Raw genomic sequence first — 19971 nt, 5'->3', positions numbered from 1 at the left:
CCTCGGAACGGTTTCCATTGTGGGGGAACTGTCGCAGTATATAATCAGCAAAATCCCATAAGGAAAGCCCCAATGCGCTGGCTCATTGCCTCACTTATTGCCGCCCTGCCCCTTGGCGCCCAGAGCGATACGAGCGGCACGTTTGACTACTATGTCCTCTCGCTCAGCTGGTCGCCAAACTGGTGCGCGCTTGAAGGGGATGCGCGCGGGTCAGACCAATGTGATGCGCGCCATGATCATGGCTGGATACTCCATGGCCTGTGGCCGCAATACGAAAGCGGCTTTCCCGACTACTGTCAGACCTCCGAACGCGCGCCCTCCCGGCAGATGACCGCTGGCATGGCCGATATCATGGGCACCTCCGGTCTGGCCTGGCACCAGTGGAAAAAGCATGGCACCTGTGCCGGGGTGAGTGCCGCGCAGTATTTTGACACATCGCGCGAGGCTTACGCGCGGATAAAGCGCCCGGAAATTCTGCGCCGGTTGAGCGAACCTGTGCGCATCGCGCCGCAGGTCGTTGAACAAGCCTTTCTTGAGGCAAACCCCGAATTGCGCCCCGATCAGATCACGATCACTTGCCGCGACGGACATATCCAAGAGGCACGGGTTTGCCTGACCCGCGCGCTTGAGCCGCGCCAGTGCGGGCGCGATGTCATCCGGGACTGTAGCGCGAAAAACGCGCTGTTCACCCCGGTCCGCTAGGGCGTCAGAATCGTGCTGCCCGTGGTTTTGCGTGCTTCCAGCGCGCGATGGGCCTCAGCCACATCATCGAGCGCAAATCGCTGGTCGATGCGAATCTTCACCGCTCCGCTTTGCACCTTTCCAAACAGCTGTGCCGCCATGGCCTGACAGGTTTCATGCTCTGCGATATGGGTGAACAGGGTCGGGCGGGTGATTTTCAGTGACCCTTTCTGGCCCAGAATACCGACAGAAAACGGCGGCACCGGCCCCGACGCATTCCCAAAGGAAATCATCATGCCAAGCGGCTTGAGGCTGTCCAATGACCCCTCAAAGGTATCCGCGCCGACCGCATCCATCACCACGTCTACGCCCTTGCCATCGGTAAGCGCGCGGACCCGCGCGGCGAAATCCTCGGTTTTGTAGTTGATGCAATGGGCGGCACCGTGCTCCAGCGCCATCGCACATTTTGCATCGCTCCCGGCAGTCCCGATCAGCGTGATCCCTTCTGAGCGCGCCCATTGGCAGGCAATCAGACCAACACCCCCGGCGGCCGCGTGAAACAACACGGTGTCGCCCACCTTCAGCGGGGTCGTGCGGTGGAACAGATACTGCACCGTCAGCCCTTTGAGCATCATGGCGGCGGCTTCTTCGAACGAAATCCCATCAGGCAACGGGCAAACCTGTGCGGCGGGCATCACGCGGGCCTGCGCATAAGCACCGGGCGGGGTGGCGGCATAGGCGGCGCGGTCGCCAACCTTCAGATGCGTGACTCCTGCGCCGACAGCCTCGATCACGCCCGCCGCTTCCATCCCGAGGGCATGGGGCAACGTCATCGGGTAAAGGCCACTGCGTTGATAGACGTCGATGAAATTCAAACCGCAGGCCTTGTGGGTGATGCGCACCTCACCGGCCCCCGGATCACCAACGGGTCGATCCACCACGCGCAGAGCCTCAGGCCCACCGGCTTCTTCAATGATTACGGTCTTTACCATCTTATCCCTCCACTACGTCGAACTGGCACGGGCCTCACGAGGCGACTTTCAGAACGATCTTGCCAATATGGCCCGAGCTTTCCATGCGTGTATGCGCCGCTGCTGCCTCTTTGAGGGGGAATTCCTGATCCATCACCGGGCCGATTGTTCCGGCAGACAGCATCGGCCAAACGGTGTCGCGCAATTCCTGCGCAATTTCTGCCTTGGCCAGATCGCTTTGCGGGCGCAGGGTCGATCCCGTCATCGTCAGACGGCGCGTCATCAGCGGCGCAAAATTCACCTCGACCTTTGGACCGCCAAGGAAAGCAATTTGCACCAGCCGCCCGTCATCCGCCAAGGCCTTGAAATTGCGCGGAATGTAATCCCCGCCGACCATATCCAGAATGACGTTTGCGCCGCCCTCCGCGCGCATGGCAGCCACGAAGTCATCGTCGCGGTAGTTGATCGCACGCTCGGCACCCAATTCCACACATGCCGCGCATTTCTCATCCGAGCCGGCGGTGGCAAACACCCGCGCGCCGAAGGCATGCGCCAGTTGAATGGCCGTTGTGCCGATGCCGGAGGAGCCACCATGCACCAAAAACCGTTCGCCCGCCTTGAGGCCACCGCGTTTGAACACATTGGACCAGACGGTGAAATACGTCTCGGGCAGGCAGGCCGCTTCGCGCAGGCCCATCCCATCGGGAACGCCCAAACAATGCGCCGCAGGTGTGGCGACATATTCCGCATAGCCCCCGCCCGGCAGCAGCGCGCAGACAAGATCACCCACCGCAAGGTCAGTCACCCCAGTCCCTACAGCGACGACCTCGCCCGAGGCTTCAAGCCCCGGCAAATCGCTGGCCGTGGGCGGTGGCGCATAGAGGCCCGCACGTTGCAGGGCATCAGGCCGGTTCACGCCCGCCCACGCCACTTTGATCACCACCTGATCATGGGCAGGCTCGGGCACCGGGCGCTGGCACGGCTTCAGCACATCCGGCCCCCCCGCTTCGCTGATCTCAATTGCGCGCATCATCTGGGCCATGTCATCCGTCCTGTTGTTCAGTTTGTGCTCACAATAGACAAGCACACGACGGGTGCAACGCCATCACTCGCGCGGGGCGGTCCAGCTTCCCGGCAGGTCGGTTTTGGGCGTGATGCGCGGCGCCTTGATCTGGCTCAACAGCCAATTCGGACCTGTCATCAAACGGCTCAGCGTCGGGCTTTGGCGCACCTTGGCCTTGACCTGCTCAATGGCCATGACGTTTTCGATCCGCCGGTCCAGAAAGCCCCATGTGGCCATGTGATCAGGGCTGTCATCGCCCAGCCAATAAAGCACCGTAGACGAATAGACGCCCGACAGGGTGGCACGCTTCGTGTACCAGTTCACATCGTCAGACGTATCGCCCAGCGTCGTCCAGATCGCATCGCACGTGCCCCAGATCAGCTTGGCCCCATCCGCCGCATACATCGGCAGCGCAAAGAGCGTGGTGCCCCGGCGCACCGCTTCCTTGTCTTCAATCACTTCAAGACGTATGCGCACCGCCGCTGTCACCTTGTCGCGGAACTTCATCGCGCTGAGGTCAGTCTCGGCCAGACGGTCCAGCATCGCCGCATCCCCCGCCTTGTGAAAGGCAATCGCCAGATCAACCGCACCGCGCGGACAGATGGCCCGCGCGACCGATGGCGACAACTCCGCATCCCGCGCGGCGGCCTGAAATGTGGTCTCTGACCAGCCATCAAACGGCACATGCATCATGGCTGCTTCCAAAAGGGCGGCTTTGGCGGTTTCATACGGCACTGTCATCATCTGGCTCCTGAACGTCGGTATCAACACACTAGACAAGTTAGGGCGTCTTTGCTATACGCCCACTTCCTGCAAATCCTTGCAACTCAACTTAGAAAGGTGGTGAAAACCACATGCAGGTTAGTGTTCGCGACAACAATGTCGATCAGGCCCTCCGGGCTCTGAAGAAAAAGCTGCAGCGCGAAGGCGTCTTCCGCGAAATGAAGCTCAAGCAACATTTCGAAAAGCCGTCCGAGAAAAAAGCGCGCGAGAAAGCTGAAGCGATCCGCCGTGCCCGCAAGCTGGCACGCAAAAAGGCACAACGCGAAGGGATGATGTAAGTCACCTTCGTTTTGTACTTTTGAATCAGCGAACCCCCGTGTGGACCTCCACGCGGGGGTTTTGTTTGGAAGGGTGCTAGAGCGTCTGACGAAAAATCTGAAACATCAGGTGTCACGTAACGCGTTGAAATCCTTGATCTCACACAGCAATACGTGTTTCAGGTTTATCGCGTGACGCGCTGGGGCGACACAGCTTCAGGGCACTGGTGCCAACGCTGCGCAGCCCTGCCGATGCGACACCCAAATCGCCGCGCCGTTTCCATACCCGGCTGCTCTATCAGTACCAATTTGTCACGCGACGACGTCGCCGCAAGCCCGAGCCAGAACCCATCCTGGTTTATGCCTGCGTTGTCTGGACGCGCAGGTGGGCCGATCTCACTTTGGCCCACCCATATCATCCCGTGCTGAGCGGCCAGCGTTACGAAGGATAGGAGCGTGTTTGATTTATCGCCGCTTGCCGCCGATCCTACGGTGAACCCAGCGGCAATTTTATCGGCCCATAGCCCGTCGAGCCAAAAATTACTGGTCGCATCCATGAATGCCTTAAACGGTGCGGCGGCGCTGCCCATATACGTGGGCGCGCCAAAGACAATCGCGGACGCATCATGCAGGCGTTGCCAGTCCACCTGACAAAGATCCTCAACATCAATCAAAACAGCACGCGCCTGCGCCTCCTGCGCCCCGGCCGCGACACCCTCGGCCAGACGACGCGTATGTCCCTCACCAGAGAAATAAGCCACGGCCACTTCGATACCTGCCTCTCCCATCAGACCGGCAACGCAGTGGTTTTGAACACCGTCCTGAGCGCAAAGCTCGACTGCATCTGCGCGACGCCTGGCAGGCGTGCAAGGTACTGGCGGTGGATACGGGCAAAATCATCCGTATTTTCGGCCACCACCTTCAGCAGGTAATCCGCGGTCCCCGCCATCAGGTGACACTCCAGCACGTCCGGGATGCGCGCCACTGCTTTCTCGAAGGCGTCCAGCACCTCATCCGCCTGCGCCTGCAGCGTGATCTCCACAAAAACGGTCGTCGGCACGCCCATCTTGCGCGCATCCAGAAGGGCTACGTAATCCTTGATGTACCCGTCCTTTTCCAGACGCTGAACACGCCGGTGACAGGCAGAAGGCGACAGGTTGACCGCATCGCTGAGATCCGCATTTGACATACGCCCCGCACGCTGAAGCGCGCCCAATATGCGTTTGTCTGTGGTATCAAGCGTCATTCGCACACAATTCGTTCGATTTTGCGTACATTAGCGGTGATTTCTTTCAATAAATCAACTAGAGGCAAGGTTTATTTCGCGCCTATTTGCGCCAAAGACTTCGTATGTTTCGGCCATAATGCAACGGAGGAGGAGTGCATCATGATCATCGGGTGCCCAAAAGAGATCAAACCACAGGAATTTCGCGTCGGCCTGACACCAAACGCCGCCCGCGAGGCCGTGTCACACGGGCACCGGGTTTTGATCGAAACGAACGCAGGCGCCGGTGCCGGGTTTGAGGATGCGGATTACACAGCGGCAGGTGCTCAGGTTCTGGAGACCGCCGCAGAGATATTCGCAACCGCCGAGATGATCGTGAAGGTCAAGGAACCACAGGCCGGTGAGCGTAAAATGCTGCGCGCGGGCCAGGTACTGTTTACCTATCTGCACCTTGCGCCGGATCCGGATCAGACCCATGACCTTTTGGCCTCCGGTGCGACGTGCATTGCCTATGAAACGGTGACGGATGCTCAGGGCGGCTTGCCGCTTTTGGCCCCGATGTCAGAGGTTGCAGGGCGGCTTGCGCCACAGGTCGGGGCATGGACCCTGCAAAAGGCCAACGGCGGGCGTGGCGTCTTGATGGGCGGGGTGCCCGGCGTCGGGCCTGCCCGTGTTGTGGTGATCGGCGGGGGTGTCGTCGGCACCCATGCCGCCAGAATTGCGGCCGGTATGGGCGCGGATGTCACGGTTCTGGATCGGTCGCTGGCACGCCTGCGGTATCTGGATGACGTCTTTGGCGGTCAGTTCAAGACCTCCTATGCCTCTGCTGGCAATACGCTGGAACTGGCGCAGGCCGCCGATCTGATCATCGGTGCAGTCCTCATTCCCGGTGCCGCCGCGCCCAAGCTGATCAGCCGGGCGCAGCTTGCAACGCTCAAACCCGGTGCGGCGCTGGTGGATGTGGCCATTGATCAGGGCGGCTGCTTTGAAACCTCAAAGGCCACGACCCACAGTGACCCGGTTTATGACGTGGACGGAATCATGCATTACTGCGTGGCGAACATGCCCGGCGCCGTGGCGCGCACGTCAACGATTGCGCTTGGCAACGCCACGATGCCCTTCATGCTGGCCCTGGCCGACAAGGGCTGGCGACAAGCCTGCATTGATGATCCGCACCTGTTGAACGGCTTGAACGTGCACGCAGGCCAGCTGACCTATTACGCCGTTGGCAAGGCGCTGGGGCTGGATGTCATCTCACCCACCGTTGCGATCAGGCAATAGGGCGCAAGAGGGTTTGGCGACGCGGCTTGCGCGTCTGCCACGCTCCCCAGCATAGAGGCGCGCGGCCCGACTCAGAGCCCGCCAACCCCCAGATTCTCCAGCCCCGAGGTATCAATCCCCTTGAGGGCATCGCGCGCATCAATTCCATCGGCACCGTGGCTGCTTGCCATGCTGCCTGCAATCGCCGCACCGATAATGCTTGCCGTCCGTTCATTTTGCGCTTCGGTTTCGCGACAGGACAGGAAACCATAATCCCACCCGGTTTTGTAATCGCCCCCGGCGGCATAGGCCACATCATCGCGCGCCGCTTGCTGAAAGCTGTCACCGCCCGCCCGTTTTCCACTTGGGCATCCGTCATGATAGCCCGCGACATAATTCTCTGAATACCCATGCTGGCGAAGTGTTTCTTCGCTGGACTCCAGCGTCGCGCATCCGGCCAGCGCCAGACCCGCCAATATCATGGTTCCCGTGCGTATCATTTGGTTCCCTTTGACTGTGGTTCGCGTGCCAGACGCGGAAATGCGGAGATACATCGTGTCAACTGGCCCGCCCGGCGTCAATCTTTGCCATCAGATATTGCGCGAAATCATAGTTGGGTCGTTCCAGATGGCTCAGGTGTCCGGGCGTTGCTGCATCCGAACAAAGGCCACGATAGACCTTTTCGGTGCAGCCGCGGTCCTCGATATTCACGTCATCCAGAAGCGTCTTGAGCGCGGCAAAGTTCTCTTCTGTATCCGGGTCATCGGCAAAGTCATTGGACATGCCGCCGCCAAAGCGGATGTGCACCTGCCCCGGTCCTTTGGGATGCAGGGAAAGGTACCAGAAATAACCTGGCGTCAGCGTGATCATCAGGCTGGGGTAAAGCGCCAGCAAATAGGTCGTGCGCCGCGCGTCCCCTTCCAGCCGGACATTCCTGGTGGGGTGCGCCATGGCGATGCGCAGCGATTCATCCTTGAGGATCGTGTGATAGTTGAACGCGGCACCACCGGGCGGGCAGATCATATCCTCCAGCCTCGACAAACCGCCGATGGTGCCCGCGTGGCACACCGGCAGGTGATAGCTTTCCATGAAGTTCTCGGCCAGAACCTTCCAGTTCGTGTCCCAGACATGTTCCTCATAGAACGCTTCGGAATAATTCGTCATGTCATAGCCTGCGATCATCTGCGCGACATCCGACAATTGTTCGGCGACCGGTGCGGCATCGGGATCAAGGCAGACAAAGACCCAGCCCAGCCATTCCTCGCATCGCACCTGTGGCAGCTCGTACTGATCCTTGCAGAACCCTTCGTTCTGGGTCATCGCGGGTGCACCGCGCAGCTTGCCGTCAAGGTTGTACGTCCAGGCATGATAGGGGCAAACGATGGTTTTGGCATTGCCGCGCCCGTGCAGCAGGGTGGACATGCGGTGCAGGCACACATTGCTCATCGCGCGCAACTGTTCCTCACGGTCGCGCAACACCACAATCGGCTGACCCGCCAGCTCGCAGGATATGTAGTCACCGGGGGCCACCAGCGAATCCGCACGACCGACGCAGTACCAATCCTTGCGGAAGATATGCTCAAGCTCGGCATCCACGAAGGCCTGCGAAGTATAGACTTCGGTGGGCATGGCGCGTGCACGCTCGAAAGGAACGGACGTATTGTCCCGCAGCGCGGCAATCGGGTCTACATGATCTTTGGGCATCGGCACAGCTCCCTTGGCACATCAGCACTCACTTTCGAGCGATATGATGCAGCCGCCCGCCCCCAAAGGGAAGTGGTCGTTGGCTTACTCTGGCTTAACCAAAAGCTAAGCTGCAACCGGCGCGGCGGTTTTTATTGCCAGCGGCTGAAAGGAACGTCTGCAGCCCCTTCGGTCTCGGGCTGAAGGGTCGCGCAGGCCATGCTGCCCCCCTCGGCGGTGCAGGCGATATCGCGGCGGTGGATATAGCCGCCATCGCTGCACGCAAGGTTACCCCCTTCGCCAAGGATCAGGCGCGCGGGGCTTTCCATACGCGCCTGCACTGGCCCCTCACAGGTGGAGCCATCATCACCCTGCATGACCTGTTTCCCGCGCCCTTGCGTGTCAAAACACATCCGCCACGTGGGGTAAGAGACGATCTTTCCGGTATCCACATCACGGGTCTGATAGCTGCTGCCCAAGGACCAGCAGCCATAAAGCGCCTCAAGATCATTGGCCGCCAGTTGCGGCTGCGTGATCGGCGCGGTGGAGGACGGCGGCACGGCCTCACACTGGCGCGCGGCCAGAATGGTTTCGCGGTTGAAAATCTCGTCCCGCAAGGCTGCACGCGTCGCTGCGAGTGCGGCCAGTTCCGCCTCCAGCGCCAGATCAGCATCAGTCGGGCAGCCGCTGACCTCTGATAGAAGTTCAAGGCGTACAGCACAGCTTTGCAGGGCTGCAAATGCCGCCGCGCCACTGCCGACCACCAGCGCGACAGCACCAACCACCGAAAAAATCCTGAGCGCGCTCATGAATAACGCTCCTTTTGCTTGGCTGCGGCACGTGCGGCCCATGCTGAGGTTCAATAAGGCAATCGCCCGTAAAGAAATTGGACAAACACGGCCCCAAGGGCCATTCTGTTGCCGACCACCTAAACGGAATTTCGAGGATGCGTAAATATTTAACCGCCACTTTCGGCATTTTTGCTTTGTTTATCGGCTCAATTGCGGCGCAGGCGGATCAAAAAACCGTGCTGTGGTGGGATGGATCACCCACCTATGATGGTGCGAGCAACGCGCAAGACCGCGCAGCAATGGCACGTTACATCGACCAGTTCGATGGCGGGGCAAGCTATGATGTGACATTCAAACATGCGACCCAACGCGGCGCACTTGCCAAGGCTCTGGCGGGCGCGCCTTTTGATATAATCGTGCTGGACGTCACAACTACGCACAAGAACTTCACCAACGCGGACCTCGATGCCCTGCGCGCGCATTATGCAGGCGGCAAGCGCGCCTTGATGCTGGACGGCACGCTTTGGGTGCGCAACGCGCGGCCCGGACCCAAGACGGTGTTCCCCGGCCCCAATGGCGCCAGCGCCGCCCTGTTGATGAACCAGATCGCTGCCCTTGCCGATGCGGGCGGCGGCATCCTGATCGGCACGGATCACCGCGAATTTCAGGCGGGGGCAAATCAATTGCTCGAAGCGATCGTGCCGCGCGCGCGGTTTTCGGGTCGCACGAACCCGTCCCGCGATGGGGAGTTCATAGGGGGCACGCTGCTGAACACTGCCGTGCCGGTGCGGCCTCTGGATATCCTGCGGCACTGGGAAGAGATACCCAGTCAGGCCGAAGCACCCGTGGGCCAGTTTACCGATTTCATGGGCAACCCGGTCACGCTGCACACCTTGGTCGAGACATCCGACAAGCCGGGCGGCAAGGCCAAGCGGCCCTATATCACAGCCAGTTTTGCGCCGGGCGAAGGGCGCACCGCGATTGACAGCAACGCGGAGCCTGAACCCGTGCGCGACTACATGCCCACCCGTAAAAGCGTGGTAAACGAATGAAAACTCTCTCTTGCAAGATCGTCGCCCTGATGGCCGCCTGGCTGATCCTTGTGGCAAGCACTGCCATGGCGCAACCGATGAAGGTGCTGTGGTGGGATGTCAGCGTCGAAGAGCCCTCGACCAAATCCTCGCACAGACAGCGGGTGGCGCGCTTTGTCGATGATTACGAGGGCGGCGCTGTTTTTGATGTCACCTACAAGTTTGAACCGCGCCGCGGCTCTCTGGCGCGCCATCTGGCAACGCAGGACGGCTACAGGATTATCGTGATCTCAGCCACAAACACCAACCGCACGTTCAACGATGCGGACCTTGACGCGCTGCGTGGCTTTTATGCCAACGGGCCGAAATCGCTGATGCTGGATGGGACTTTGTTCATTCGTAACACCAACGCCCATAAACTGGCGAACTGGCCGGGGGTGAATGACTCTTCGGCCAATCTGGTGATCAACCAGATGGAAGCCCTGCGCGCGGCAGGCGGCGGCATCTGGATCGGCACCGATCATGGCGAGTTTCAGCGCCCCGCCAATCAGGCGGTAACCGCCCTTCTGCCCGAGGCCAGTTTCAGCCGCACGACGAACCCCTCGCGCGATGGCGAGTTCTTTGGCGAACTGCTATTGGCCTATAAGCAGCCGGTCAAACCGATTGATATCCTGCGCCATTGGGAATCGATCCCCAGTCAGGGGCAGGCCCCGACAGGGACATTCACCGATTTCATGGGGCAGCCGGTCACGCTTTATACGCTGGTTGAGGCGTCGGACAAACCGGGAGGCGGCACGCGCCGCACCTATATCTCGGCCACGCTTGATCCCGGTGAGAAACGGTTTGACATCGCAGGCGATGATGTCCCGGTCATTGACAGCATGCCCACACGCAAAAGCCTGCCGCAGAACTAAGGCGTCTGGCGAAATACCTGAAAAACCAAGTATCACGCAACACGTTGAAACCCTTGATTTCAGGCAGCATTACGTGGGTCAGATTTTTCGCATGACGCTTTAGGGGTTAGCGTACCGCCAGCGCCAGCAAATCCTGTTGGCTCATGTCAGGCTGTTCGCGATATGCCTCCAGATCGCGCCAGAACTGGCGCAGCATCTCAAGAAACGGGACCTGTTCGGCCTCGATCAGGTCCTGCGACAGGGTCTGATAGGCGGTATCCAGCGTCGCACCCTCCACATCATTGGTAAGCGTTTCAAGAGCGGCCCGATAGGACAGCAGATAGGTCGCCTGCCCTTCGCGCAACTGACCCAGACGTTCCAGAGTGTTTCGAAAAGCGACCATCAATTGCGGGTGCTGCGGGGTGCCGACAGCCACGCGGGCCTGATCGCGCAGCGCGCGCAATTGCAAATCAAGCTGCTGGATCGCCCGCGCGTCCTCCACAAGGGTTTCCACAAATGCCGCCCCGCTGATCAGGGTGGATTTCGCCGCCTGCCGCGTCGATGTCTCCGCCGCCTCGCGGGCCAGTCGGAAGCTCAGTTGCAGATCGCTCAACGCCTGTTTGCGACGTGGGTCGATCTCTTCTTCGAGCAAGGCGGCAAGCGCTGTCAGGGGTTCGGCACTTTCCGACGTCTCACCCGTTTCCACCCGCGCGAGCCAACCATTGCGGATCGCATCATAATCCGCATCCGTCACGATATGCGCGCCGATCACCGGGCGCAGACCAAAGAAACTGCCGCTTTGCGCCATGCCCGAACGCGGGTTGAACATCGGATATTCGCGCCGCTGTGCGGAATAGATGTTCTCTGGCGTTGTATCAATCGAGCCGCCGCGTGTCACAACACCGCCCGCTTGCCCATGCTGACGGCCCACCGCATTCAGACGAAAGGGCTCCAGCATCAGCTCTTCGGCATTGCCATAGACATCAAACAGCCCCACGGGATTTGGCGCACGCAGCCCGACGGGGCGCAACTTGCCACGCCCCTGACCTGCGGCCTGAAAATGGGCATAGTCAGACAATGCGCCGTCCTCAAAAAACCGCCGACCCGGGAACAGCGTCGGATCCACCTTTGCCCCACCCCGCGTTGCATATTCCCATTCAACCTCAGTTGGCAGCCGCACGAAACCCTTGCGCGTACCCTGCGCAGGCAGGCTGTCGGCTGCGTTCTGCAAAATCCATTCCGTCATCAGGCGGGTCAGGTTGACAGCCTCGAACCAGCTCAGATCGCCTTGGGCAAAACGATCCTTGCGGGTAAAGGGCGCATCGCACGCCCCCGTCAGGGCGCGGTATTGCGCGACGTTCATCTCATAGCGCGCGATATAGTAATACGACCCCTCCTGCGTATAGAACGCGCCGCGCAGGAACGCCGGGGTCAGGTAATCTGAAAAGCCGGTGGATTCCTGCGACTGGCCCATGCGAAACGGCCGATCATCAATCGGATCTGCCACATCGACCGGCACCGCGACCCGCTGAAATGCCATGCCACCGCCACAGGGCAACGGCAGGATCAAATCCGCCCCCCCGGCCGGATCAACCAACTCTGCATCCCATGTCGCGCTGTCCGTTTCCTGTCCAACGGATGCCCCCGCGCTCAGCAAGAGCATCAACAGACCCATCACATGTTTCATGTTGCCCCCTCTCTCAGCACCGTTGCCGGATCAATGCGCAGAACCGCACGCGCTGCAAACAGTGATGAGGCGATGACGAACACGCTGACTGCGAGCACAATCACCATGACCTGCCCCGTCGTTATCTGCACCAGCCCGCCTGCGGCCAGACCGGTATCGAACATCTGCTCTGCCACCAATGCGGCAAGGCCCAGCAAGGCAAAGGAGACCACCAAAGCCAGCGCAGAAGACACCAGCGCCTGTATCATTGGAAACAGCCACAGCCGTTGCCCACCCAGCCCCATCAGCGCAAGTGACGCCAGAACCTGCCGCTTGCGCTGCACTTCGCCCCAAAAGCCAAACACCAGCGCTGCGGCCAGTCCCAGACTGGCAACCGATGCGGTCAGCAAAAGCGCAAGGTTGAGGTTGCGCCCAAGGTTCAGGACACCCTGCACCTGGGCAGTGCGCGCTTCGGTGCGGATGCCGAATTCACTTTCAATCCGGTTTTGCAGGGGCGCAAGTTCTTGCAGACCAACGGCGTAGACGCGCATGCCCTCGAAAACCGCCGCGCGATCAGACAGTGGCTTGCCCTGCGTGATGCCGTACTCCGGCAGGGCATAGGCGTCGTAAAACGCCTCGACCAGATCAAGAACGTCGATCCGCGCCAGCACGGCGCGACCGGAGGCGCGTTCAGCCGGCAATACCGCCACCACGTCCAGCTGGATACGCAGTTGCCGCGGGCGGTCCTCTGCCTGTGTGATGACATCAATGCGGTCCCCGGCACTGATCTCAAGCTGATCGGCCAGTTGCGCGCTGATCACGGCAGCACCTGCATCCAGCGCCAGACCTTCTGGCAGGTTGGGATCGCCTGCGCCACTGGGGATCAGGATCGCATCGCGTTTTTGCCGCCCGCCCTCCAGCCGTACATTCACGAAATCGAACTGGCTGCGCGTTTTCAGGGTCACAAATCCGGCCTCGGGCCAGCCCCGAACTGTTTCGGCGTCCGCTGTGGAAAACGTGGCATTGCCGGAGGTGTCGATCTGCACGGACCTCGGGTTGCTCAGCAACTCCCCGATCAGCGCGTTGTAGACACCGTTTTTGACACCGAATAACACCAGAAGCGGCACCAGAACCCCGGCCAGCACCGCGATGTTGCAGATCAGATGCACCTTCTGGAAAAACAGATCACGCAGAGCAAGACGCAGGATCAGCATCAGACGTCTACCCGGTCAGATGGCGATGTCGCGCCTTGTGTGTTCATGGCCACGAGGGTGCTGACCACATCCGGGTCATGCGGTGCCGAGGTGATCTGCAACCTCATGCGCCGCATCTCGAACTTTTCCAGCGTCGGGTAATCGTGGCTCGACAACAGGGTCGCCGTGCCCCCGGCGCGCGCGGCCTCGATCAACAGGCCCATGGCGACTTGTGCATTTTCCGGATCGAGCGCTGCGGTCGGCTCATCCGCGATCACGCAAAACGGGCGATGGGCCAGCGCGCGCGCAATCGCCACCCGCTGGCGTTGACCGATGGACAAGGCACCGGGGCGCAAATGCGCGATCTGGCTCAGACCCAATTCACCCAACAGCGCCTTGAGCCAGCTTTCGTCAGGACGCTGCGCGATCCGCTGCGTGATTTCCACGTTCTCGGTGACGGTCAGAAACGGCAATAGCCCGCCCGCCTGTGGCACAAACCCAAAGAACCCCGCACGCGCCCCGGCACACAGCGCCATTGCATTCGCGTCCTGCCAAAAGCTGTGAAACTCCTGCCGCGTGCCAGCGGTGCCTGCCAGTGGCGTGGCGATATAGCTGCCGCGATCGGGCGCGCGTAACATGCCAAGCAGTTCCAGCAGCAGCGTCTTGCCGGTGCCCGATGGTCCGGTCAGCCCAATGACCTCCCCCGCCGCAATCGACCACTGCCCCGCTTGCAGCGTAAAGCGGCGTTCTGCATCGCCAAGCGTCACCGTCAGATCGTCAATTGCGAGCGAATAGGCCATCGCCGCGCCTCAGGGCAAAACGTCAAAGGGCATGGCAAAGACCAGCTCCCCATCATCGGCCCCGTCGTGCAGCGCGGTCCAGACCTGCGGGTCAAACAGCCACTTGCGGTATTGCGTCAGCTTCTGGCGCATCCCGTCGATGATGGACCGGCGCAGCATGGCACTTTGCGCCCAGCGGTCTTCGGTCATTTGCAAAAGCTGGCTGCGATAGGGCAGTTGCTCAAGGTATTCCAACGCCCCGCCCAGCGTGTCGGCTTGCGTGTTCAGCCGCCGGTCCGGGTTGGTTGCCATATCCGCAATCACGCCCCGCACCTGCGTAAAGAAGTTCATCGCATCATCGCCACCCTGGCTTTGCTCCCCCAGACGGATCAGGTTGTCCAGCAGTTCCGCCATTGTCGCCATCTCATTCTTGGTGATCAGCAAGCGCGGCTCCACAGCGAGCGATTGCGGCGCTTCCACCGCCTTGTCACTGACCCACCCGCGGATCACATCCGGGGCCTGCGTGCCGCGTTGTGAGCCCAGATAGGCCAGGCGCATGGCGCGGCCCAAGGCCACCAGATCTTCGCCGGCCTCGTCCTCGCTCAGGATTGATGTTTCGCCGCGCGCGGTGCGCACGTGATCGGTGATGGCCGTGACCAGCCGGGTTGCGACACCCTCGAACGCTTCCTCTGATCCGCCCTCGATGGGGAAATAGAACTGACGACCCGCAAAGGTCGACAGCGCACGGTAGCGGCTTTCGGCATAGGCATGGTTTGCCTCGCCCCCGGTCGGCGTTTTGAGGTGCAGCGTCATCGTGACGATGTTCTTGCCCTCTGCATCGGCTTGCAACTCCTCAACCCCGATCTGCGAGCGTGCATTGGGATCACGCGGGTCTTTCGGCCCGGCGTCCGTGACCAGAATGATATAGCGTGCATCAATCGGATCGCCCGATCCCTCTTGCTGCCAGTCAATCAGGTCAATCGCATCCTCGACACCCGCCAGACTGTCTTCGTTGAAACCGGGCGAATTGGCGATGGCCACCCGTGTGTTGGCAATCGCGTTCAACACTTCGGACTGGTCATCGCGCCGTTTGATATCCGCAAGGACCTTGGTGCGGTATTCCAGTTCGGGCACCGCATCCGTGTTGTCGCGAAACCCGATGGCGCCAAAGTTCACCAGCTTGCCAATCTCGGTCCCTGCGATCTGCTGAACCGTGTTTTGCAGGACTTTCTGCGTGCGCGCGATATAGGTCTCCATCGACTGGGTGGTGTCGAACACAAAGACGATCCCGACGTCAAAGGCCGCATTGCCCTGATCCGCGTTGTTTTGCACGCCACTCTCCGCCTTGAGCGGGACAGAGGCCACCTCCATCAACAGAATATCCTCGTAGTTGAGCGGATGCAGGTCTTCGACAAAATCGAGGATCGGCATCACATAGAGGTCTTCGCGGATGTTGACGAACTCTTCCGGCTCAACAGAGACAACACCGTTGTTGCCCTGCGATATCCCCGCCGAGGCCTCGGCCAGCAACCGCTCCTGCACCTGCGGCAAGGCTTCGTGGTTCAACAGCCAGCGCAAATCCTCTTCGCTCTGAAACACCAGCTGGCGCTCCCGCCCGGCGGCATTCGTAAAGGCACCGACGATATTCTGTTTCCACTCAACGGTCTGGTCCGTTTTCACCCATCCGGTCGGCTCCCTCGAAATGGACGGTCCGATCTGTTTCCATGCGCCCTGATCGGCAAAGACGTAAAACGGCTGAAACGCGGGGATATGTTCGATCACGGCGCCATCAACGGCACTGTGCAGGGTGGCGGCGGGGCGGGTCAGCACGCGCTGAAACACCGTATTGGTGCCCTCCATCAGCAAGGGTTGAGCCGCAAGCGCAGAGGCCCAGAAAGACAGGGCTGCCATGACCATCACCATCAACCGCATGCGCATACCCATCTCCCTAATTGCCACAATAATCGGTGACGGCGCCCTGCACCAATGTGTCTGTCATATCGGCCATCCGTGTGCACAAGGCAGCCAGCTTTTCGCTCGCCTCGGCCGATCCTGCCGCGACAGCACGTGCATAATACTCCGCCGCCGTTGCGGGTTCATCCCCGAAGGTCAGACCAATCTGATCCTCGATCACCGCATCCACCGCTTCACCGTCATAGACCGTGCCGAACAGCGCCAGGGCATCCGCGTCCCCTGCTGCCGCCGCACGCTCGACCAGACCAAGGGCCGTATCGGCTGATGCCGTACCCGCACACCCCCGCAGCGCTGCTGATTGCGCACCGAACCCCTCAAGAGCGCGCAGCGCATCTGCCGCGCAGGGGTCACTGGCCTCCGCCACTGGCGCAGGCGCGATCACCGGTTCGGCCACGGGTGTGACAGGCGTGTCGTCCGCCGCAAGCAGCCAATAGGCCAGAGCAGCCGCCAAAAGCAGCACAACCACCAGACCGGCGATCAGACCGCCTTTGCCCTTGGGCGCAGGCGTTTCGACCGGTTGTGCCGTTGGGGCCGGGGTCGGTTCCGGGGTGGGGTCCACCTCGGCGGGTTCAGGCTCCGGTTCCGGCATTTTGGCGCTCAGCGCACTTGCGGCTGTGACTTCGGCAGCTTTCGTGCCCATGATGCCGCCGATTTTCGCAGCACCCGGTGCGGGAACCACATCATCTGGCCAGCTTACATCCTGTTCAGCATCACCCACCATCAGCTTGACGTTCGCGTATTCCTCGATCTGGTTCACGATTTCGGGGCCGATCACCAGATGCGCCTGCCCCCCTTCGCGCCGCACCGCATAGGGCCCGAACATGACCTTGACCGGCTGCCAGCCGGATTCCCCCAGAAAGCGTTCGGAATAATTGTCAAAAACAGCAACCTGCGCGGTCTCGCCGACCAGTTTGTCCTCTGGCACCGAAAGCTCCGCATGGCCCCCACGGGGGTGCGCCGGATCGGGTTTGACTGAAATCACCGCTTTACCTCTCTCGCAATCTTCGACCCTTACGCGGCCTGTTCAGCATCAAGCCCATTGACCACGCGCCCGATGGCCATGTTCTGCTCGATGTTGATTTCGCCCGCGTCGCCGTCTTTGGCGTTTCCGACAAACAGCGCTTCCAGCATATAGACCCAATCCGTCCAGAAGTCTTCGGCGGCAGCGCGTTGTTCCTGCGGCAGATCAAACGCCGTATCGGAGGCCGGGCGCGCCTCAAATGCCATCCGGTTGTGGCCGTCCTGCAATTCGATCACCGGTCGGTCCTTGTCCGACAGCTTTTCCGCACCCAGGGAATGTACGAAACTATTGATCGTCTCGGCGCAGACGATGGCGGCGGGTGGTGCCTGTTTGTCAACAGTCAGCCCGTAGTCAATCGCCTTGAGCAGGGTTTTCATCTCCGATGCAACATCGGTGCGCCGGAAGCCGTGCACCAGTTCGCGCACCAGATCTGCCGCCGCCTCAGGCGTCAGGCTGAAGGTCGCCAAGCGGTCTGCATCCTCGCGCAACTGGCTCAGATGTTCGATCCAGATATCAATGGCGGTGTTGGCCTGAAAATCCTCTGACGACATGGTGCGGATCAGCGACGCTGTCTTGGCGGTTACATCGGTCTCGGCCTCAGCGGCTGCGGGCGCCGGTTTGCCCGGGCGGTTTGGCCTTCCGGGGCGCGAGGGGCGTGATGCGCCACCGGGGCGTGGCGGGGATGCAGCCCCGCCGCTGGATGTGCTTTCCATCGCGGAAGAACCCACCGCCTGACTGATCCGGATGGAGCTTGGCACCCGGCTGATCCGGTCCTCGATCGCGTCCTGATCCACACAAAGCGCGTTTATGAAGGCCCCGAAACGGTGACTTTGCAGCGTCAGCTCAAGGCAGTCGATGATCTGCGCGGCAGCTTCGCGCTTTTCTTCGATCCGCGTTTCGATATCGTCAGACACATAGAGATCGCGCAATTCCCCCAGAACGTCGTTGGTCATCTTGTCCAACTGGGCCGAGATTTGGCCCATCTTGCTTTCCGGCTTGCAAACCTTCGTCAACTCCTGCGTCAGATAGCCCACACCCCCATCATTCAGGGTCAGGGCCGCGTCCCAAGCGACTTCCGGCTCCTTGAAATGCGCGCGCACCGCATCCGTGGACAGACACCCTTCCTTGAGCTCCGCCACCCGATCCAGTTTTTCCGCGCGGATTTCCTTTTCCGTCTCATCCTCATTGTAATTGATCAGACCTTCGACGAAATAGTTCGGATTACGCAGCCAGTAGCAGTTCTGGAACGGCTGGCTGGGCGTCCATTTATGCACCCAACTGTCGCGTAATTTGCCAAACGCCTTGAGCAGGGAGGCATCCATCCGCCGCTCGAAGCGTTCGGTCGAAGAACCGCCCGACGCGCTTTCACCCAGATGTTTGTCAAACTTGGTCATGACAAAAAACAGGATGCAGTCGTTCTTGGCCCGTTCCTGCGGCGTGGCCCCATGAGTCATGGAGATCCAGTTTTCGACCAGCCCCGGCAGGCTGACCGTGTCCATATTGCTGTCGGGCACGCAGAGCAGCATGGAGGTGATTTCCTGATTTGCCACGTAGCGGTCAAAGAGATAAGCGACCTTGCCGCGCAACAGCATATTTGTCACGCCCTCTTCGGGGTTTTCCAGCGTCTTGGTCAGCGGCAATTCAAAGCGGTTGCGCGCCCCCGGAAAATCCAGCAGGTCCGTTTCGGCAAAGAAATCTGACGGCTGCTCCGCCATCGGAAAGACCAGTTCGGCCGCAAGCGCACAGACCACCGCGCGGTTCATCTGCGCCACTTTGCCCGAAGGCGTGCGGATCGGCAGCGTGTCCTCGTTTTCAGGCCCGAAGAGCCCGCCGAGCGTGTTGACGTCAATGATCGACGTCTCGCGCGGTTGCAGCGCCTCAAGCGGGGCGTAGACCTCTTCGGCGTTGTCGATCAGCGTCAGGGCCGAGGACAGTTTGACATAAAGGTCCGTCAGTGGCTGATACCCACCCCAGAGGATCGACAGAAAATCGCCACGGTCCTTGATCGACATATTGGGCGCAAGGCTCGCCGCCTCATCCCAGAACCCGCGCAGATGGCTGGCATAGGCGACCTTGCCGAATGTGTTTTCGACGTATTCGGCGATTTCATAGACCTCTTCGAACGACAGGCCCGGCACCTCACCCGCCCCGGCCTTGCCTGCATGGGCAGCAAAATGCGCCTTGAGGTCTTCGGGTTCGGGCGGCGTCTCGGACTGATCGCCATCCTCGTAAAAACTGTTGATGATCGTGCGCGCGATATCGGCCTCGGACAACAGGTTCAGCTGGATCGGAAATCCATCGGGTGTTGCGGCCTTGGTCATCGTGAACCGTGTGACCAGACCGGTGGATTCCCCATCCCCTGCCGGGTTCACCTGAGAGATGTAATCAAGTTGCCCGCCGGGGCCGTTGAAATCCGCCGTAAGCCGCCCGTCAGAAGGTCGCGCCAACACCGACACCAGAAAGGATTTACCCGCCTGCGAGGGACCGAAAACGCTCACCGACATATTGGTGCGGGCCGATTTGCCCAGCCGTTCGGCGCGCCGCGCGCTCTTGCGCAGCAGCTTGGTCAGGCTCTTGTGCCGCGGCCCTACAGTTTCGGCGTTTTCTGCGTGGTTGACCCAGGCCAGTGCGTCGCGTGTCAGTTGCGACACCTCTACGCAGCGCTCTGCAAGTATATTGTTCTCAGACATCGCACCGCAC

The 19971-nt window shown here is 60.7% G+C and carries 19 protein-coding genes; 5 read left to right on the top strand and 14 right to left on the bottom strand.

What is annotated here, in order from left to right; genetic code table 11:
• Positions 1-72: 72 nt before the first annotated feature.
• Entirely contained in the window at positions 73-702 is a 630-nt protein-coding gene (locus tag RD1_RS04800; RefSeq protein ID WP_011567327.1) for a ribonuclease T2 family protein, read from the top strand.
• Here RD1_RS04800 and RD1_RS04795 read toward each other — a convergent pair.
• From RD1_RS04795 to RD1_RS04785, 3 genes are all read right to left on the bottom strand, one after another.
• On the bottom strand, positions 699-1673 hold the full coding sequence (locus RD1_RS04795) for a quinone oxidoreductase family protein (RefSeq protein WP_011567326.1): 975 nt from the start codon (positions 1671-1673) through the stop codon (positions 699-701). The two genes, RD1_RS04800 and RD1_RS04795, sit on opposite strands and share 4 nt — an antisense overlap.
• A gap of 34 nt (positions 1674-1707) precedes the next feature.
• Complete coding sequence (locus RD1_RS04790) at positions 1708-2694, bottom strand: NAD(P)H-quinone oxidoreductase (protein WP_011567325.1); 987 nt, start codon at positions 2692-2694, stop codon at positions 1708-1710.
• Positions 2695-2757: 63 nt separating this feature from the next.
• Entirely contained in the window at positions 2758-3456 is a 699-nt protein-coding gene (locus tag RD1_RS04785) for a COQ9 family protein (RefSeq protein WP_011567324.1), read from the bottom strand.
• Positions 3457-3569: 113 nt separating this feature from the next.
• Between RD1_RS04785 and rpsU the strand changes: the two genes are divergently transcribed.
• Complete coding sequence (gene rpsU / locus RD1_RS04780) at positions 3570-3776, top strand: 30S ribosomal protein S21 (protein ID WP_007118112.1); 207 nt, start codon at positions 3570-3572, stop codon at positions 3774-3776.
• A 164-nt stretch (positions 3777-3940) separates the two neighbouring features.
• Here the strand turns inward: rpsU and RD1_RS04775 are convergent, their stop codons facing one another.
• Together RD1_RS04775 and RD1_RS04770 are read right to left on the bottom strand one after the other, a co-directional pair.
• On the bottom strand, positions 3941-4543 hold the full coding sequence (locus tag RD1_RS04775; protein WP_011567321.1) for a flavodoxin family protein: 603 nt from the start codon (positions 4541-4543) through the stop codon (positions 3941-3943).
• Complete coding sequence (locus RD1_RS04770) at positions 4543-5001, bottom strand: Lrp/AsnC family transcriptional regulator (protein ID WP_044032948.1); 459 nt, start codon at positions 4999-5001, stop codon at positions 4543-4545. The genes RD1_RS04775 and RD1_RS04770 overlap by 1 nt, the downstream gene beginning before the upstream one ends.
• A gap of 141 nt (positions 5002-5142) precedes the next feature.
• Between RD1_RS04770 and ald the strand changes: the two genes are divergently transcribed.
• Positions 5143-6261, top strand: coding sequence for an alanine dehydrogenase (gene ald, locus RD1_RS04765; protein ID WP_011567319.1), 1119 nt, complete (start codon positions 5143-5145; stop codon positions 6259-6261).
• Between the two features lie 71 nt (positions 6262-6332).
• Here the strand turns inward: ald and RD1_RS04760 are convergent, their stop codons facing one another.
• From RD1_RS04760 to RD1_RS04750, 3 genes are all read right to left on the bottom strand, one after another.
• A complete protein-coding gene (locus RD1_RS04760) occupies positions 6333-6740 on the bottom strand; it encodes a hypothetical protein (protein ID WP_011567318.1) in 408 nt (135 codons plus the stop codon).
• A 58-nt stretch (positions 6741-6798) separates the two neighbouring features.
• Positions 6799-7944 (bottom strand): aromatic ring-hydroxylating oxygenase subunit alpha, encoded by a 1146-nt coding sequence (locus tag RD1_RS04755; protein WP_011567317.1) that lies wholly within the window; start codon positions 7942-7944, stop codon positions 6799-6801.
• Between the two features lie 131 nt (positions 7945-8075).
• Positions 8076-8732, bottom strand: coding sequence for a hypothetical protein (locus RD1_RS04750; RefSeq protein ID WP_011567316.1), 657 nt, complete (start codon positions 8730-8732; stop codon positions 8076-8078).
• A gap of 137 nt (positions 8733-8869) precedes the next feature.
• Here RD1_RS04750 and RD1_RS04745 point away from each other — a divergent pair, with 137 nt between their 5' ends.
• Both RD1_RS04745 and RD1_RS04740 read left to right on the top strand, forming a co-directional pair.
• On the top strand, positions 8870-9766 hold the full coding sequence (locus RD1_RS04745; RefSeq protein WP_050759058.1) for a hypothetical protein: 897 nt from the start codon (positions 8870-8872) through the stop codon (positions 9764-9766).
• Positions 9763-10659 (top strand): hypothetical protein, encoded by an 897-nt coding sequence (locus RD1_RS04740; RefSeq protein WP_011567314.1) that lies wholly within the window; start codon positions 9763-9765, stop codon positions 10657-10659. The genes RD1_RS04745 and RD1_RS04740 overlap by 4 nt, the downstream gene beginning before the upstream one ends.
• A gap of 106 nt (positions 10660-10765) precedes the next feature.
• Here RD1_RS04740 and RD1_RS04735 read toward each other — a convergent pair whose 3' ends face one another.
• The 6 genes from RD1_RS04735 to RD1_RS04710 are packed head-to-tail and all read right to left on the bottom strand — an operon-like array spanning position 10766 to position 19961.
• On the bottom strand, positions 10766-12325 hold the full coding sequence (locus tag RD1_RS04735; protein ID WP_011567313.1) for a formylglycine-generating enzyme family protein: 1560 nt from the start codon (positions 12323-12325) through the stop codon (positions 10766-10768).
• Positions 12322-13518, bottom strand: a complete 1197-nt coding sequence (locus RD1_RS04730) for a hypothetical protein (protein ID WP_011567312.1) — start codon at positions 13516-13518, stop codon at positions 12322-12324. Before RD1_RS04730 ends, RD1_RS04735 begins: the two co-directional genes overlap by 4 nt.
• Entirely contained in the window at positions 13518-14297 is a 780-nt protein-coding gene (locus RD1_RS04725; RefSeq protein WP_011567311.1) for an ABC transporter ATP-binding protein, read from the bottom strand. Before RD1_RS04725 ends, RD1_RS04730 begins: the two co-directional genes overlap by 1 nt.
• Before the next feature lie 9 nt (positions 14298-14306).
• Positions 14307-16214 carry a vWA domain-containing protein gene (locus RD1_RS04720; RefSeq protein WP_011567310.1) on the bottom strand — a complete coding sequence of 636 codons (1908 nt, stop codon included), beginning with the start codon at positions 16212-16214 and terminating at the stop codon, positions 14307-14309.
• A gap of 10 nt (positions 16215-16224) precedes the next feature.
• Positions 16225-17232: a hypothetical protein gene (locus tag RD1_RS04715; protein ID WP_050759057.1), complete on the bottom strand. Its 1008-nt coding sequence runs from the start codon at positions 17230-17232 to the stop codon at positions 16225-16227.
• Between the two features lie 29 nt (positions 17233-17261).
• Positions 17262-19961 (bottom strand): putative virulence factor, encoded by a 2700-nt coding sequence (locus RD1_RS04710; protein WP_011567308.1) that lies wholly within the window; start codon positions 19959-19961, stop codon positions 17262-17264.
• Positions 19962-19971 lie beyond the last annotated feature (10 nt).

Origin of the sequence: Roseobacter denitrificans OCh 114, assembly GCF_000014045.1 — a bacterium.
Taxonomy (GTDB): Bacteria; Pseudomonadota; Alphaproteobacteria; order Rhodobacterales; family Rhodobacteraceae; genus Roseobacter; species Roseobacter denitrificans.
Note: the sequence above shows the minus strand (reverse complement) of the source record. Positions and strands in the feature narration are given on the sequence as shown.